The organism is Polaromonas aquatica, from assembly GCF_050626995.1.
Taxonomy (GTDB): Bacteria; Pseudomonadota; Gammaproteobacteria; order Burkholderiales; family Burkholderiaceae_C; genus Polaromonas; species Polaromonas aquatica_A.
Genome location: NZ_CP192467.1, coordinates 4461876 through 4479007, shown reverse-complemented (window position 1 = coordinate 4479007; position 17132 = coordinate 4461876). Strand labels below are relative to the sequence as shown.

Here is a 17132-nt window from a genome sequence, read left to right as displayed (position 1 = left end):
AGTCCATTCAGAGAAGTCAAATTTTTTTGGGCTCAGTCGAGCTTGATGTTTTTCTTGGCGATCAGCTCGCCATAGCGCTTGTTCTCGTCGTTATGAAATTGGGAAAACTGCACTTGCGTCATTGGCGTCAGGTCCGCACCGATGGCACCCAGGCGGGCTTGCGTTTCGGGCATGGCCAGCACCTTGGTGACTTCTGCGTAGACACGCTCCTGCACCGCCTTGGGTGTGGCGGCCGGCATGTAGACACCGTACCAGGCGCTCATCTCGACGCCCTTGAGGCCGGCTTCGGCCATGGTCGGCACGTTGGGCAGTTGCGCGTTGCGTTTGGCGCTGGCCACGGCGAGGGCCTTGATGCGGTTGTTCTTGATCTGGCCGATCACCGAAGGCATGGTGTCAAAACTCAATTGCACCTGGCCGCCGACCAGGTCGATCAGCGCCGGGCCGCTGCCGCGGTAAGGGATGTGTGTGATGAAAACGCCTGCCTGGTCCTTGAAGAGCTCCGCCGCGATGTGCTGCGTGCTGCCCGAGCCGCTGGTGGCGTAGTTGAGCTGGCCGGGTTTTGACTTGGCCAGCTTGATCAGCGACTGCACCGAATCGACCGGCAGGGCGTTGTTGACGACCAGCACATTGGGTACCGCGCCGACAAAGACCACGGGCACCAGGTCCTTGTTGTTGTCGTAACCCAGCTTGAGCAGGTGCGGCGCGATGGCATGCGCGGTCGAAACACCCATCAGCAGGGTGTGGCCATCATTGGATTTGGCCGTCACGTCGGCCGCCAGCGTGTTGGATGCGCCGGGGCGGTTTTCCACCACCACAGGCTGCTTGAGCAGCGGCCCGAGCCGGTCCGCTACGGCGCGCGCCATGGCGTCAGTGCCGCCGCCGGGGGCGGACCCCACCAGGATGCGCACGGGCTTGGCCGGCCAGTCCTGGGCAAACAGGGGCGCGTGAGCTGCCAGTGTGCAAGCCGCGGCAAGCAGGGCAGGCAAATATTTCATCGTTGTCTCCGTCATAGTTATGAATCGATGCCTGCATGGTAGGGAGAACGACAGTTAACGTAAATTGAAAATCCATGATTATTTGATAATCTATGGTTATCAATTGAATTCACTCCAACGTGCCATGCCCACAGCCTCCCTGATTCCCCAGCTGCTCAACCGCCTGCGCATGCGCCAGGTCGCCCTCATCCTGGCCGTGGGGGAGCACGGCACTTTGCGCAAAGCCTCCGCGGAATTGGGAATGACGCAGCCGGCCGCCACCAAAATGATCCAGGAGCTGGAGTCGGCGCTGGGCCAGCGCCTGTTCGAGCGGGTGGGGCGCGGACAGAAGCTCACGCCGGCCGGCACCAGCGTGCTGCGTTATTTCCGGGGCATGCGCGGTTCAGTCGAGTCCATGACGCGAGAACTGGCCGAGCTGCAGCTGGGCAGTTCAGGGCGAGTGTCTGTCGGCAGCATCATGGCGCCATCCCCCAACCTGCTGACGCACGCGATCATTACGCTGAAAAAAACCTACCCGCTGCTGTCGGTCGATGTCATGCTGGACACCAGCGACCGGCTGTTTGAGCTGCTGCGCGAAGGCGTGCTCGATGTCGCCATCGGGCGCATCCGCGACGAGCACCGGGCCGACTACACCTTCACCCCGCTTGAAAACGAGGCGCTGGCCGTGGTGGCGGGCGTGCACCATCCGCTGGGGCAGAAGAAGGTGGTGAAGTTTGCCAGCCTGCTGGACTATCCGTGGATATTGCAGCCCAAAGGCAGCCCGATGCGCGAGGTGCTGGAGCAGGAATTTCGCATGCTGCAGGCGCCTACGCCCAAGGGCCTGATCGAAACCGCGTCCATCCTCACGACGACCAACCTGATCGCCGAAACCGACATGGTCGGTGTCATGCCGCAGTCGATTGCCGACAACTACGCGCGGCACGGCCTGCTGAAGGTCTTGCCCTGCCTGATCCAGCACAAGATGGAGGCGTTCGGCTCCATCATTCGCAAGGACAGGCCACTCAGCGATGCGGCGCGGTTTTTCCTGGCGGCGCTGCACCGGAAATAGCCGCCGGAGGCAGATGGAAGTTCTGCAGGGAAATCCTGGAATTTCGAGGCTGGTAGGTCAGATGAATTGCGGCCGCCACGAAACACGGCGCCAACGCCTGCGAGAACAGCAATTGAAACTAGCGTGTGTGGCGGTGAATGAACGCGCCATGACCTGGATCAAGCTTTTGCGTCGTGCCATTGCTTACGCTTGGCGTATTGCCAATATTGGAAGCACACACATGCCGAATCTTCAATGGTCAGACGCCCTCGTGCTCGGACTCCCCCTGATGGATGACACACACCGGGAGTTTGTCGAGTTGCTTGCGCAGGCAGAAAACGCGGATGATGATGTATTGCAGGGCCACTGGCGGGCGCTGGTGGACCACACCGATGAGCACTTCAGCCGCGAAGATCGGTGGATGCTGGACACACGGTTTTCATCCTCCAATTGCCACACCGTACAGCACAAGGTGGTGCTGCAGGTCATGCGGGAAGGCTTGCTATTGGCCCAAGCCGGAGATTTCGCGTCTTTGCGCCATATGGCAAGGGAACTCGCGCTGTGGTTTCCGCAGCATGCACAAACGATGGATGCCGCGCTGGCGCTGCATCTGCGCGGTATTGGCTACGACCCCCTGACGGGTGTGGTGAGCATGCCGCAAGCCTTGCCCAGGGACGCCATCCACGGTTGCGGTGGCCTGAGCTGTTCCGGTGGCCAGGCACTTGAGCACACCGCATAAACACGGCATGCCTTTAGGGCCGCGGCGTAAGGCAATTTATTGCCCCGTTTGCCAGCCGCCGCCCAGTGACTGGATCAGTGCCACCGCCGTGGTCTGCCGGTCGGCCATGGCCTGGACCAGTGCGCGGCGCGCGCTCAGCGCGGTAGCCTGGGCGGTGATGACTTCGGTGTAACCCACCTGGCCGCTGCGGTAGCGGTTGAGCACCTGCTGCTCGACCTGGTCGGCGGCTTGCGACGCCTGGCGGCGCAGTTCCTGCTGGGTCAGCAGCACGCGCGTGGCCGACAACTGGTCTTCGACGTCCTGGAAGGCTGCCAGCACGGCCTGGCGGTAACGTGCCACCGCCTGCTGGTGGGATGCCTCGGCGCCCTCCACGCGGGCGCCGGTGGCCCCGGCGTTGAAGAGCACCTGCGCGGCCGAAATGCCGATGGACCACACGCTGCTGGAGGCCTTGAACAGGTCTGCCACCCGGCTGGCACCCTGGCCAGCCGAAGCGCTCAGGGACAGGCTGGGGTAGTAGGCGCTTTTGGCGATGCCGATCTGTTCGTTGGCCGAGGCCACACGGCGTTCGGCGGCGGCGATGTCGGGGCGGCGCTGCAGCAGCTCGGACGGTATGCCCACCGGGACGTCCGGCACCGAAGGGTTCCAGGCCAAGGGGGCGATCGAGAAATTACCAGGCGCTTCGCCAACCAGCACGGCGATGGCGTGCTCCAGCTGGGCGCGCTGCCGGACCAGGCCGGCGGCGTCGGCCTGCGCGTTGGCCAGCTGTGTCTGGGCCTGCAGCACATCGGTTTTGGCGGCGATACCGGCGGTGTAGCGGTTCTGGGTAATTTCCAGCGCGCGTTGGTAACCGTCAATCGTGTCTTTCAGCAGCACCTTTTGCGCGTCTGTCTGGCGCAGGGACAAATAGTTGGTCGCCAGTTCACCCTGTGCCGACAGTCTGGCCGCGGCCAGGTCGGCGGCGCTGGCCTGTTCGCTGGCTTTGGCGCCGTCCACGGTGCGGCCCAGGCGGCCCCATACATCGGGCTCCCAGCTGCCGCCAATGCTGAGCTGGTAGTTGTTGCTGGCGCGCCGGCCGGCAGTGGTACTTGTTGTGCTGCTGAGGCTGTTGCCGCTGCTGCCTGAACGGGTGGCCCCGCCATCGAGCGAGACGGTGGGAAACAGGGACGCGCGCTGCTCACGCACCAGCGCGCGCGCCTGGGCATAGGCCGCGACGGCCGCCGCCACGTTCTGGTTGGACACCTCCACGCGCGATGCCAGCTGGTCCAGCACAGGATCCTTGAACAGCGACCACCACGGGCCGCGCTCCAGCGTATCGGCAGGTACTGCGGGCACCCAGCCTTCCGCCTCCTTGAAAGCGCTGACATCAACGGTCGCCGGGCGTTGGTAGTCGGGCCCGACTGCGCAGCCGCCGATGGCAAGTACCAGCGCAACGCACAGCAGGCGCAGCTGAAAGTGTGAACGGTGTGCAGGCCGGTTGAAATTGAGTTTCATGACGTCGTCAATCATTGCAGTTGGAGCGGGGCACCAGCTGGCGGTGCATGGGTCTCGTCAGGGTGGCGGCTGAGCTGGCGCTCCGAGGGGCCGCGCCGGCGCAGCTTGTCCATCAGCACATAGACGACCGGAGTGGTGAGCAACGTCAAAACCTGGCTGGCGATCAGTCCGCCGATGATGGCGATGCCCAGTGGCCGTCGCAGCTCGGCCCCTTCACCAAAGCCCACCGCCAGCGGCAACGCGCCCAGGATTGCGGCGAGCGTGGTCATGAGGATGGGGCGAAAGCGCAGCAAGCAGGCTTCACGCACCGCCTCCACGGCGGAAAGGCCGCGCGCACGTTCGGCTTCCAGCGCGAAGTCGATGATCAAAATGGCATTTTTCTTGACGATGCCGATCAGCAGGAACACGCCGATCAGCGCGATGATGGAAAAATCCAGCTTGAACAGCAGCAGCGCGAGCACCGCGCCTACGCCGGCCGAGGGCAGGGTGGACAGCACCGTGATCGGATGCACCAGGCTTTCGTAGAGGATGCCCAGCACAATGTAGATGACCACCAAGGCCGCCAGGATCAGCAGGGGCTGCTCGTTCTGTGACTGCTGCGCATTCAGCGCCGTGCCGGCAAAACTGCCACGCACGTTGTTGGGCAGCCGGATGTCGGCTTCGGCCTGACGTACGGCCGCCTCGCCATCGCTGAGCGTGCTGCCTTCAGCGAGGTTATAGGAAATCGTGGTGGAAAGTTCACCGTCCTCATGGCTGACTGAAGCCGCCGTGGGGTTTTCGCTGAAGCGCGCTATGGCGGACAGCGGCACCATGGTGGCGGACGCGGTGCTCAGCACCTGGCCACTCGACGAATCGCGCAGGGCGGGGTTCGCCACGCTGGCGGCCGTAGCCACCGTGGTGGCTGCCGACGTGCTGCTTCCGGTGCTGGCCGCCGTTCCAGCTGCGCTGCTACTGCTGCTGCCCGCCGCATTTCTGGCCGGCACATAAATGTCTTTCAGCGACTCGGGACTGCGGGTATAGCGCGGCGCTACTTCCATGATGACGTGGTACTGGTTGAGCTCGGCGTAAATGGTGGCCACCTGACGCTGGCCGAAACCGTTGTACAGCGCGTTGTCCACATCGCGTGAACTGATACCCAGACGCGCTGCGCTTTCCTTGTCCACCGTGACCATGGTTTCCACGCCGTTTTCCTGCTGGTCGGTGTCCACGTCGATCAGGTCGGGCTGCAGCTTCATCTGGTCGGCCAGTCGTGTGGCCCACACGCGCAGGTCGGCCGCGTTGTCGCTTTTCAGGGTGTACTGGTAAGTTGAGTTGGTCTGGCGGCCGCCGCCCCGCAGGTCCTGTACGGTGTTGAGGAAGAGAGTCACCCCGGTGACCTGCGCCAGCTGCGGGCGCAGCCGTGCAATCACGGCCTGGCCGGCCACGTCGCGCTCCCCCACAGGCTTGAGGTTGATGAACATGAAGCCTCCCCCCGCGCGCGAACCGCCGGTAAACCCCACCACGGTGTCCACAGCCGGGTCGGCGCGGATGATGTCCACCAGCTGTTTGAGCTTGGCCTGCAGCGCCTGGAAGGAAATGCTGCGGTCAGCGCGAAGGCCGCCGTTGATCTGCCCGGTGTCCTGCTGGGGGAAGAAGCCTTTGGGCGCCTTCACATACAGGTACACATTGAGTCCGACCACCGCAGCCAGGATCAGCATCACCAGCAGTTTGCTGTGCAGCGCCCAGTCCAGGCTGACTTCATAGCTGCGGTGCACGCGGTTGAAGGCATTTTCAAACCAGCGCGCAACACCCGCGAAGCGGCCGGGCTTGTTGCCGTGGGCATCAGGCTTGAGCAGCCAGGCGCACATCATGGGCGTGGTGGTGAGCGAAATCACGAGGGAAATCATCACCGCCGCTGACAAGGTGACAGCGAACTCGCGGAACAGCCTCCCCACCTGCCCGCCCATGAAGAGAAGGGGAATAAAGACCGCTACCAGCGACAGGCTGATCGACAGCACGGTAAACCCGACCTCGCGTGCGCCCAGCAGCGCGGCCTTGAAGCGGTCCATGCCGGCTTCGATATGCCGGCTGGTGTTTTCCAGTACCACGATGGCGTCGTCCACCACGAAGCCTGTGGCTACGGTGAGCGCCATCAGGCTCAGGTTATTAAGAGAAAAACCCAGCAGGTACATCACACCGAAGGTGCCCAGCAGGGAGACGACGGTGGCCACGGCCGGGATGATGGTGGCACGGGCACTGCGCAAAAAAGCGCTGACCACCAGCACCACCAGCACGATGGAGATCAGCAGGGTCACCTCGATCTCGTGCAGCGATGCGCGTATGGAGTTGGTGCTGTCGGAGGCCACCTGCAACTGCACATCCTGCGGCAGGGCGGCCTGCAGTTCGGGGATCAGGGCGCGTACGCCGTCGACAGTTTCAATCACATTGGCCGCGGGCTGGCGTGTGACCAGCACGATCACGGCGGGTTCACCGTTGAAAAGACCGAGCGTGTTGATGTTCTCCACGCCATCTACCACCTCCGCCACGTCCTGCAAGCGGATGGCGGCATTGTTGCGCCAGGCCACCACAAGGTTGCGGTAGTCAGCGGCCTTGAGCCCGCCGCTGGCGGTGTTCGAGCCCGAATAAATCTGGAAGCGCTGGCCGTTGCCTTCAATCGCGCCCTTGGGCCTGTTGGCGTTGGACGCCTGCAGGGCGGCACGCACGTCTTCCATGGCCACGCCATAGCGGTTGAGTGCAAACGGCAGCAATTCCACGCGCACGGCCGGCAGCGAACCGCCACCGAGTTCCACATCGCCGACACCCGGTACCTGCGCAATTTTTTGTTGCACAAGGTTGGACACCTCGTCATAGATCTGGCCCGGCGAGCGCGTTTTGGAAGTGAGGGCCAGGATGATGACCGGCGCCGAGGCCGGGTTGGCCTTGCGGTAGGTCGGGTTGCTGCGCAAGGTGGCGGGCAGGTCAGCGCGCGAAGCATTGATGGCGGCCTGCACTTCGCGCGCCGCTGCATCGATCTTGCGGTTCAGGTCAAACTGCAGGCTGACGCGGGTAGAACCGTTGCTGCTGTTCGACGTCATCTCGTTGACGCCCGCGATCACACCGAGGCGGCGCTCCAGCGGCGTAGCGACGCTGCTGGCCATGGTGGAGGGGCTGGCCCCCGGCAGAGACGCGCTGACCGAGATTACCGGGAAGTCGACCTGTGGTAGCGGCGATACCGGCAGCACGAAGAATGCGCCTATGCCGGCGAGGGCCAGGCCTATGGTGAGGAGGACTGTGGCTACCGGGCGGCGGACGAAGGGTTCGGAGAGGTTCATGGCGTGGCTCTCCTGAGTCCGTTCGGGCTGAACGTTCTCCTCCCCGTTCGGGCTGAGCTTGTCGAAGTCTCCTGGCTGTTTTGGAAGCTGAGGTGTTTTGAGTTCCGGGGCCGGGATTGCCGGCGGCAAGTAACTTTCTTTTGCTTCGCCAAAAGAAAGTCACCAAAGAAAAGGCGACCCGCAGTCTGGGTCCCTACGCTTCGCTTCGGGCAACCTGCGCTGCTCGACTCCGGCTGCAGTCCGCAGAACTCGCTACGTTGCACTTCGCTCAAACAACTGCGGCCCGACCTTCCGCCTCCGTCTGCGCTGCTCGGCCCAGCCAGGACGGGGCAGTCCGAATGCGGGAACCAAATCCAATACCGACAAGGACACGCCATGGCGTGTCCTTGTTTCTTCAGGTATTCGGTATTCCTCCCCCACCCCCTTCTGTATGCGCCGAGGAGCGGAGGTCCAGACGGATCAGGGCAAAAACTTGTCTGAGCCGCAGGCGAGTTGTTTTTGACCCCGGCTGGACCGAGCACCGCAGGTTGCCCGTAGCGAAGCGAAGGGACGCAGACAGCAGGGTCGCCTTTCTTTTGCTTACTTTTCTTTGGCGAAGCAAAGAAAAGTGAGTTGCATGCCGGGCAACCCCCGGCCCCGGAATGCAGATCAATCCGAAATGACGAAAAGGAAACAGGCTTCACGCAGAAACCTCCTTCCCCTTCTTCCCAAACCTCCGCCCCAACCGGTCAAACGCCAGATAAATCACCGGCGTCGTAAACAGCGTCAGCACCTGACTCACAATCAACCCACCAAAAATCGCCAGCCCCAGGGGCCGCCGCAACTCGGCCCCTTCACCCCAACCCAGCATTAGCGGCACAGCGGCAAACAATGCCGCCAGCGTCGTCATCAGGATGGGCCGGAAGCGCAACAGCGCGGCCTGGTGAATGGCTTCCTGCGGCGACTTGCCCTGGTTGCGCTCGGCGTCGATCGCGAAGTCGATCATCATGATGGCGTTCTTCTTCACGATGCCGATCAGCAAAATGATGCCGATGATGCCGATCACCCCTAGGCCCGATCCGCTGATCATCAGTGCCAGCAGCGCGCCCACGCCGGCGGAGGGCAGGGTGGAGAGAATCGTCAGCGGGTGGATGTAGCTTTCATACAGCACACCCAGCACGATGTAGACGCAGATCACGGCCGCCAGAATCAGCCAGAGCTGGTTGGATAGCGAGGCCTGGTAGGCGCCTGCCGCGCCGAGGAAGGTCATGGTCACGCTGGCCGGCATGGCGATGTCTTTTGCGGCTTGCCGGATGTCGTCAACGGCCCTTCCCAGCGAAACCCCGGGTGCCGTGTCAAAACCGAGCGTCGTGGCCGGGTACTGGGCCACGCGGGTGACCTGCAGCGGCGCTGCCTGCTCCGTGATGGTGGCGATGGCCGACAGCGGTGTCGGTGTGCCCGAGCCGGTTTTAAGCTGCAGGCTGCCCAGCGATGCCGGTGTGCGCAGGGGGTCGGGCATGGCTTCGAGGATCACACGGTACTGGTTGGTCTCGGTGAAGATGGTTGAGACAATGCGCTGGCCGAACGCGCTGTAAAGCGCATCGTCAATGGATGACGTCGTGATGGCCAGGCGTGAAGCGGTGTCGCGGTCGACCGTGATGTAAGCCCCTGAGCCGCTGGAACCTGCATCGGACGAGATATTGCGCAGGCTTTCGAGCTGGCGCATGCGCTGCGTGAGTTTGTTGGCCCATTCCACTACCGTCGCATTGCTTGAGCCTTCAAGGGACACGCGGAACTGCGTGGGCCCGGTCTCGGCGTCAATGGTCAGGTCTTGCGTGGGCTGCAGGTACAGCGTTACGCCGGCCACTGATGCAGCCCGGCGCTGCAGTCTGTCCATGGTTTCCTGCTGGCTGCCGGTGCGGTCTTTTTTCAGGTTGATCAGCATGCGGCCTGTGTGCAGCATGGTGTTGTTGGCCGCGTCCACGCCGATGAAGGAGCTCAGTGTTTCGACGTCCGGGTCTTCGAGGATGGCTTTGGCCGTGGCCTGCTGCAGCGCGGCCATGCGGTCGTAGGATACTGACTGTGCGGTTTCCACGCGGGCCTGCAACTGGCCGGTGTCCTGTGTCGGAAACAAGCCCTTGGGGATCAGCACATACAGCAACACGGTGAGGAGCAAGGTAGCCAGTGCCACCAGCAGGGTCAACCCCTGGCGCTTGAGCACCCAGCCCAGCCACACGTCATAACGTGCAATCACGTCGTCAAAGAAATCGCCCCCACGTTCGCCCGCTGCGTGTGGCTCTCTGCCCCCCGAGGGGGTTGCCCCGCCTTGGGGCGGACCGGCGGCGTGGCGTTGCTGCGGACGCAACCATCGTGCGGACATCATGGGCACGAGGGTGAGGGACACCACGGCCGAGATCAGGATGGTGATGGCCAGCGTGACGGCGAACTCCCGGAAGAGCCGGCCAACCACGTCACCCATGAAGAGCAGGGGAATCAGCACCGCGATCAGCGACACGGTCAGCGAAATGATGGTGAACCCGATTTGCGTCGCGCCTTTCAGGGCAGCGGCCATCGGCTCTTCACCTTCCTCGATGTAGCGCGAGATGTTTTCGATCATCACGATCGCGTCGTCCACCACAAAACCGGTGGCAATCGTCAGCGCCATCAGGCTCAGGTTGTTGAGGCTGTAGCCCAGCATGTACATCAGGCCGCATGTGCCGATCAGTGAAATCGGCACGGCCAGGCTGGCGATCACGGTGGCGCGCAGGCTGTGCAGGAAGGCAAAGATCACCAGCACGACCAGCAGTACCGCCAGCAGCAATTCAATTTCGACGTGCATCACGGAGGCACGTATGCCCGTGGTGCGATCGCTCAGTATGTCCACCTTCAGGGCTGTTGGAAGGCCTGCTTGCAGCTCGGGAAGGCGTGCCTTGATGGCGTCGACCGTGGCGATGACGTTGGCGCCGGGTTGGCGCTGCACGTTGAGAATAATCGCTGGCTTCAGTCCGCTCCAGGCGCCCAGTTTGATGTTCTCGGCACTGTCGACCACCTGCGCAACATCGGAAACGCGTACCGCCGCACCGTTTCGAAAGGCAATGATGAGGTTTTTGTAGTCGGCGGCTGCAACCAGCTGGTCGTTGGAGTTGATCGAATAAGACCGCGTAGGCCCGTCGATGTTGCCCTTGGCGCCATTGGCATTGGCCGCCGAGATGGCGGTGCGCAGTGAATCCAGCCCCAGGCCGTAAGAGGCCAGCGCCCGCGTATCGGCCTGGATGCGCACCGCAGGACGTTGCCCGCCGCTGAGCGACACCAGGCCCACGCCATTGACCTGGCTGATCTTCAGGGCCAGTCGGGTATTGACGATGTTCTGCACTTCCGTCAGCGGCATGGTGTCGGAGGTGATGGCCAAGGTCAACACCGGTGCATCGGCCGGGTTGACCTTGGCATAGACGGGCGGGGCGGGCAGGTCGGCCGGCAGCAGCGAGCCGCCGGCATTGATGGCGGCCTGCACCTGCTGTTCGGCGACGTCCAGTGCCAGCCCGAGGCCGAATTGCAGCGTGACGATTGAGACGCCGGCGGCGCTGGTGGAACTCATGCGCGAGAGCCCGGCCATCTGGCCGAACTGGCGCTCCAGCGGCGCCGTCACGGTTTGCGCCATGACTTCGGGGCTGGCTCCCGGATACAAGGTCTGCACCTGGATGGTCGGGTAGTCGACTTGCGGCAGCGCCGACAACGGCAAAAACCTGAACCCCACCAGGCCGGCCAGCACGATGGCCACCATGAGCAGCGAAGTCGCCACCGGGCGCAGGATAAAGGGGCGCGAGGGGCTCATTCGGTAACCTTCGTGCTGCGCACTGCGGTGCTATTCGTCTTGGGAACGGCCTGGTGGCTCATGCGAAGCAATCCTGCCGTGCCGTCATTGCGCCGGCCGTTGGCTTTGGGCGCGGTTGTCCTTCATGCCCTGCCAGCGCGCCAGGGCGGCGGGGTCACCTTTGTCAATTTGTTCCAGGAAGCGCTTGCGGCGCTCCAGCGCGGCCGGATCGTCTTTGACCTGGTCGAGCATGCGCTGGCGTTGCTCGGTCGTGGGGCCGGCAATGGAAGGCGGCGCGGCGTCGGGCTGCAATGCCGCCGCTGCGGGCGCGGAAGCTGGCGATGTCGACATGGATGCAGGCGGGCCCCCGGCCGCATCGGATGCAGGACGCTGGCGCCCGGCTGCAGAAGGGCCACCGCCCGGAGCGCTGGCGCCCCGGCGCCTGCCACTCATGCCAGCGCCTGGCGCATCGCCGGGCAATACCACACTGGCGCCGTCCTTCAAACGGTCGGCGCCTTCGGTGATGACACGCTCGCCGGCCTTTAGCCCGGATGTGATCGCGATTTTTTCCACTGTGGCCTGGCCGCGCTGCACCGGACGCAGGGAAACGGTACGGTCGGCGTTCAGCACATAGACATAGTCTCCGGTGCTACCCAGGCGTACGGCGGTGACGGGCACCACCACGGCATCTTCCAGTGTTTTGACCTGCAGTTGCACATTCACAAACTGGCTGGGAAACAGCGTGAGCTTGCTGTTGGCAAAGCGCGCCTTGGCCCTGACGGTGCCGGTGGTGGTGTCGACCTGGTTGTCGAGTGAGGCAAAGACGCCTGTGTCGAGCGTGGCGGTGCGCGTGCGGTCCAGTGCGACGACCTTCATGGCGGTGTTGCCGCCGGCGTTCTGCTGCAGCTCGCCCGCCCGGTCCTGCGGGATGGAAAAGACCACATCAATCGGGCTGACCTGGGTGATCAGGGCAATGCCATTGGCGTCGCTGCTGTTCACCACATTGCCGACGTCCACGGTGCGCAGGCCTACACGCCCGCTGACAGGCGCCACGACCCGGGTATAGCCCAGGTTGAGCCGTGCTGTGCCTTCGTTGGCCTTGTCGATGACGACCGTGCCTTCCAGCTGTTTGACCAGCGCGGCCTGCGTGTCGACTTCCTGCCGCGCAATCGAATCCTGCTCGAGCAGGGTCTTGAAGCGTTGCAAGGTGACGCGGGCGCTGTCGAGTTGGGCTTCGTCACGCTGGCGCTGGCCGACTGCCTGCATGAGCGCCATTTCAAATTGGCGCGGGTCGATGGTGGCCAGAAGTTCTCCGGCCTTGACCATCTGGCCCTCCTTGAACAGAACTTTTTCCATCACGCCGGAAACCTGCGGGCGCACGCGGACGGTGGCTTGGGGAGTGACGGTGCCGAGGGCCTCCAGAACGATCGGAATGCTGGTTTTTTCGGCGGTGGCCACACCGACTGTGGTGGCTGGCGCCCCGCGCCTGAAGGCGCCGCCTGGCCCGCCAGCCGTTTTTGTGTCCGCGGCGGGATGCGTAAGGTGCCAGGCCAGCCAGCCGGTGCCGGCCAGTGCCAGCACGGCGATCACGCTGCCGATGATGGACGCGCGACGGCTCAATCGTCTCCGGGATGAGGTAGGGGCGCCGTTTTCCGGCGTCTCGGCTTTCGGGTCCATCAGCTGTCCTTGGTGCCCGCTGCACCAGACCGGCCGGGGCAGCTTTTTTTGTGTTTGATGGTGGTTCATGCGCCGGCAGCAAAGGCCCTGGGGTCCACCTGACGGCGCTCAATAATTATCACTGCAAGCCTTGTGGGCGCAGATAAACCGCCGGAAAGAGGCGCGTAAATATCCGGTAAAGCGGCAATCAACCTGCACGGCCGCAGGCGATGGCAGGAAGGTTGCCTGACTTTTAGAGTGCTATTGTTTTAATAGCTGCTTGCGCCCGTTATTATTGGGCTGGTGCCGTTTTTAGCTGAACTTGCTGCCCAGCAGCGCTGCAGTTTCAGCGGAGGATGGCATGCCGTCGATGGCGCCATCCCGTGTGACCGACAAAGCGGCTGCCGCGTTAGCCCACTGCATGGCGACGGCCAGCAACTCTCCGCGCGCCAGCGCGGCGGCCAGCGCGCCGGTGAAGGTGTCGCCCGCACCAATGGTGTCGCGCACGGCCATGGACCGGCCCGGCAGCGAAACCGGCGGCTTGCCCGCCTGGAAGAGCCGGCAGCCGGCGGCGCCCAGTGTGACCAGCACGGCGCGCGTGCCACGGCTGAGCAACTGCAGGGCAGCGTCATCCACCGAGCCGGTATGTGCCGCGCCAGCCAGCAGGTAAAGCTCGCTTTCATTGGGCGTCAGCACATCGACCAGCGTCAGCAGCTCGTTGGGCAGCGGCCGCGCGGGTGCTGGATTCAAAATGGTGATGGCGCCCGCATCGCGCGCCAGGCGAAAGGCTTCCAGGGTGGCTTCTGCAGGCACCTCGCACGAGGCCATCACGACGCGGCAACTTCCCAGCACCTGCTGCGCCGCCTGCGCGTGACGTGCGGCGAGGCCTGTTCCGGCGCCGGGATACACCGCAATGCTGTTGTCGCCGTCCTTATAAACAAGGATCTGCGCAACGCCGCTGCGCTCGCCGGCCACCTGCTCGACGTGCGTGGTGTCTATGCCTTCATCGTGCCAGAGCTTCATGCCCATGCGCCCGAAGTCGTCGTCACCTATGCGGGCAATGAGCGCCACGCGAGCGCCCTGGCGGGCCGCGGCCACCGCCGCATTGCTGCCTTTGCCGCCCGGGCTGATGCTGAAATCGCTGGCCATCAGTGTTTCCCCGCGCGCGATGGGCCGCTCCACGCGGGAAATCAAATCGGCGTTCCAGCTGGCAACGCAAACGACATCGGCATTCACGGCGTCATTCATACGGGAGTCACTTGTATCCCATCGTCTGTGGAAGCCACAGCACAATCTGAGGGAAACACGTCATGGCCAGCAACAACAGCAGGAGCATGACGAGGAAAGGCCAGCCCTCCTTCATCATCTCGCCAATGGGGATGCCTGTGAGGGCCTTGGTCACGAACAGCAGCATGCCGAAGGGCGGATGGATCAGCCCGATCATCATGTTGAGGACGACCAGCACGCCGAAGTGCACCAAGTCAACGCCCAACAGCTTGGCTGCGGGCAGCAGCATGGGCACAAACACCAGCAACAGCACCGATACGTCAAGGAAGCAGCCCAGCACCAGGAACATCACGTTCACCATCAGCAAAAAGCCGATCTGCGAGAAGTGCATGCTGTCGACCCATGTGGCCATGGCCTGCGGCACGCCCTCGGCCGTGAAGGCGTAGTTGAGCATGAAGGAGCCGGCCAGGATCATGGTGATCACTGCACTGGCGCGCGTGGATTCCATCACCACGCCCCAGAAGCTACGCCACGTCAATGCGCGAAACACCAGCGCAGCCAGGATCAGCGCATGCAGCGCTGCCACCGCCGCGGCCTCCGTCGGCGTAAAGACGCCGGAGTAAATGCCGCCCAGCAGTACGATGGGCATGGACAGCGGCAGCGCGCCGCGGAAGATCAGGCCCGGCCATTCCGAGCGGGGTACGGGCTCGTCGCGCGGCATGTTGCGTTTCTTTGCGATGATCGCGACAACGCCCATCATCAGCCCGGCCATCAGGAAGCCCGGCACCACACCGCCCAGGAAGAGCGCGCCGACCGAAGCGCCTGACACCAGCGCATAAATCACCATCGGGATTGACGGCGGAATGATGGGGCCCAGCGTAGCGCTGGCTACCACCACGGCGCCGGCAAAGCCGCGTGTGTATTCCGGTTTTTTCAGCATCTGGCGGATCGTGACCAGGCCGGGGCCGGCCGCGTCGGCAATCGCGCTGCCGCTCATGCCCGAGAAAATCACGCTCACCAGGATGTCCACCTGCGCCAGGCCACCGCGAAAGCGCCCCACCAGGATACGGCAGAAGTCAAAAATCCGTTCACTGACCGTACCTGCATTCATGATGTTGGCGGCGAACACAAAAAGTGGCACGGCCAGCAGCACATAGCTGTTGTAGAGGCCATTGCCGATCTGCTCGGCCACCAGGCCAACGTCCTGGCCTTTCACCACGAGGTATCCGATGCCGGCCGCGACCATCGAAAAGCCGATCGGCATGCGCAGCAGCATGCCGCCCGCCAGCACCAGAACCAGAATCCAAAGACCGCTCGTCATATCCGCAGCTCCGCTTCCAGACCCACCCCGCGGATCGCGTTCCAGATCGCCCAGGCCGAGCGCACCGCCAGGGCGGCGAGCAACAGTACAAATGGCATGAAGACCCATTCGAAGGACACGCCCAGCACCGGCGTTCCTTCACGGGCCATGAAGTGCACGTAATCCCAGCAGCCCGGAATGCCCCAGGCAGCAAGGCCGCCCACCAGCAGGTTGCCGATGATGGCCATGGCCTGCCGGCCGCGGTAGGGCATGTTGTTCCACACCAGGTCGAACACCACATGCTCGCGCTCGGGGACCACCACCGCAGCCGCCCACAGGATGACCCAGACATAAAGGATCACGGCTGCTTCATCCGTCCAGGCCAGGGGCTTGTGGAAGAGAAAACGCGCTGTGATCTGGATCACGAACACGATGAACAGGGTCAGGAAGAGTCCACCGCCAACCAGATTGGCGGTTTTCTGGAGCCAGCTTTTCATGGGCGTTGTGCTGCTTGGCGTACTACTTATTTGGTCGCGTTGATGCGCTCAAGCAGGCCCTTGGGCCAGGCCTTGGCGTATTCCGAGTTCTGGTAAGTCGTCTGCACTGTCTTGCGGAAAGCATCCACATCCGGCGTGGTGACGGTCAGGCCTTCCTTCTTGAAGAACTCGACCAGCTGGCCTTCTTCCTTCAGGCGGTTTTCGTTGTTGTAGGCGGAAGCGGCCTGCGCGGCGGCTTTGACTTTGGTCTTTTGCGCCGCATTCATGGCGTTGTAGGCCTTGTTGGAAATTGCGATGAAGATGCCGTCCACCAGGTGGCTGGTCAACACGATCTGCTTGGTCACTTCATAGAACTTCGCAGCGCGCACGGAGGGCAGGGGATTGTCCTGGCCGTCGATGGTGCCGGTCTTCAGGCCCAGGTAGACCTCGCCAAAAGCCAGTGGCGTGGGGGTGGCGCCCAGCGCCTCGCCCAGGAACAGCCATTCCTTGGAGCCGGGCATGCGCAGTTTCACACCTTTGAGGTCAGCCGGCACCTTGACGTTGCGGGCCTCACGCAGGTTGACCTGGCGCGTGCCGAGGTAAATGGTGGACAGCGGTGTCACCTCCATTTTGTCGGAGACCAGCTTGAACATTTCTGTGCCGATGGGACCGTTGAACACCTTTTGCTGGTGGTCCGGGTCACGCATGATGTAGCCGGCTGTGAAGATCGAAAATTCGGGCACCAGCTTGGCGATGTCAAAAGCGGAAATCGACGACAGCTCAAGGTTACCGCGCGCCATTGCGGCGGGCTCGGTGCCCTGCTTGAAGAGCGACGCGTTCAGGTTGATCTGGACATCGAACTCGCCCGGTGCGCTTTTTTCCAGGTTCTCCTTGAAGACAGTCCACATCTTGGCGTGCCAGTCGTCCGGCACAGCCGGTGTGGAGACGCGCAGCACGACCTTGTTCTGTGCCTGTGCGGCGGGCAGCAGAGCGCCCATCAGCAAAACGGCGGAAGCGGTGGCCAGCAGGCTGCGGCGGAAAATACCATTGAGGGAAGCTGTCATGTTGTCTCCTTTGTCGTTACTTTGTCGTGAAGTCGCTTGAAATCATTGAATCCGTC

General features: G+C 63.2%; 11 protein-coding genes. 2 read left to right on the top strand and 9 right to left on the bottom strand.

Annotated features, from left to right (window positions below; translation table 11 throughout):
• Nucleotides 1–32: 32 nt before the first annotated feature.
• Nucleotides 33–995 (bottom strand): Bug family tripartite tricarboxylate transporter substrate binding protein, encoded by a 963-nt coding sequence (locus ACQ4MS_RS21350; RefSeq protein ID WP_431096765.1) that lies wholly within the window; start codon nt 993–995, stop codon nt 33–35.
• A gap of 124 nt (nt 996–1119) precedes the next feature.
• Between ACQ4MS_RS21350 and ACQ4MS_RS21345 the strand changes: the two genes are divergently transcribed.
• Complete coding sequence (locus tag ACQ4MS_RS21345; protein WP_431096764.1) at nt 1120–2043, top strand: LysR family transcriptional regulator; 924 nt, start codon at nt 1120–1122, stop codon at nt 2041–2043.
• 220 nt (nt 2044–2263) lie between these two features.
• Nucleotides 2264–2761 carry a hemerythrin domain-containing protein gene (locus ACQ4MS_RS21340; RefSeq protein ID WP_431096762.1) on the top strand — a complete coding sequence of 166 codons (498 nt, stop codon included), beginning with the start codon at nt 2264–2266 and terminating at the stop codon, nt 2759–2761.
• Nucleotides 2762–2797: 36 nt separating this feature from the next.
• On the opposite strand, the gene ACQ4MS_RS21335 is transcribed toward ACQ4MS_RS21340, so the two are convergent.
• From ACQ4MS_RS21335 to ACQ4MS_RS21300, 8 genes are all read right to left on the bottom strand, one after another.
• Complete coding sequence (locus tag ACQ4MS_RS21335; protein ID WP_431096761.1) at nt 2798–4252, bottom strand: efflux transporter outer membrane subunit; 1455 nt, start codon at nt 4250–4252, stop codon at nt 2798–2800.
• Between the two features lie 11 nt (nt 4253–4263).
• On the bottom strand, nt 4264–7563 hold the full coding sequence (locus tag ACQ4MS_RS21330) for an efflux RND transporter permease subunit (protein ID WP_431096760.1): 3300 nt from the start codon (nt 7561–7563) through the stop codon (nt 4264–4266).
• A 679-nt stretch (nt 7564–8242) separates the two neighbouring features.
• Complete coding sequence (locus ACQ4MS_RS21325; protein ID WP_431096759.1) at nt 8243–11374, bottom strand: efflux RND transporter permease subunit; 3132 nt, start codon at nt 11372–11374, stop codon at nt 8243–8245.
• A gap of 84 nt (nt 11375–11458) precedes the next feature.
• Nucleotides 11459–13030, bottom strand: a complete 1572-nt coding sequence (locus tag ACQ4MS_RS21320) for an efflux RND transporter periplasmic adaptor subunit (RefSeq protein WP_431096758.1) — start codon at nt 13028–13030, stop codon at nt 11459–11461.
• A 291-nt stretch (nt 13031–13321) separates the two neighbouring features.
• A complete protein-coding gene (locus ACQ4MS_RS21315; RefSeq protein WP_431096757.1) occupies nt 13322–14257 on the bottom strand; it encodes a ribokinase in 936 nt (311 codons plus the stop codon).
• Nucleotides 14258–14264: 7 nt separating this feature from the next.
• A complete protein-coding gene (locus tag ACQ4MS_RS21310) occupies nt 14265–15557 on the bottom strand; it encodes a TRAP transporter large permease (protein WP_431096755.1) in 1293 nt (430 codons plus the stop codon).
• Nucleotides 15554–16033, bottom strand: coding sequence for a TRAP transporter small permease (locus ACQ4MS_RS21305; protein ID WP_431096754.1), 480 nt, complete (start codon nt 16031–16033; stop codon nt 15554–15556). Before ACQ4MS_RS21305 ends, ACQ4MS_RS21310 begins: the two co-directional genes overlap by 4 nt.
• Before the next feature lie 26 nt (nt 16034–16059).
• On the bottom strand, nt 16060–17076 hold the full coding sequence (locus tag ACQ4MS_RS21300; protein WP_431096753.1) for a sialic acid TRAP transporter substrate-binding protein SiaP: 1017 nt from the start codon (nt 17074–17076) through the stop codon (nt 16060–16062).
• Nucleotides 17077–17132: the final 56 nt, after the last annotated feature.